Below are 316 nucleotides of genomic sequence, written 5' to 3' on the forward strand. Positions count from 1 at the left end.
AAATAATTTGCTGCAATACGCTCTAGAATTGAACCTACATTCAGGCAATACGCCCTGTAAGGGCAAAAGCTTTAAAATACCGATGCTTTTGCTCCTTACAGGGCTTTTTATGTTTTACTCCCCAAACTCCTCCTTCACATCAAAGCAAGGGCAATCCTTGGCGGCGAACTCGTTGTGGCCATGAACTGTCGCCTCTGGATATTCCTCCTTCAGCTGTTCTATGAGCGCTTTCAGCGCCGCCTTCTGCTCGGAGGTTCGGGTGTCCTTCGGCTTGCCATCCTTGGAAAGCCCGCCGATGTAGCATACTCCGATGCTC

At 49.7% G+C, this 316-nt stretch carries 1 pseudogene; it reads right to left on the reverse strand.

Going from position 1 to position 316, the window contains the following annotated elements:
• Positions 1–114: 114 nt before the first annotated feature.
• Positions 115–316: pseudogene (locus tag ACTQ53_RS17725) on the reverse strand (N-acetylmuramoyl-L-alanine amidase); the annotation flags it as partial.

The organism is Prevotella sp. Sow4_E9_plate, from assembly GCF_052116205.1.
Classification (GTDB): Bacteria; Bacteroidota; Bacteroidia; order Bacteroidales; family Bacteroidaceae; genus Prevotella.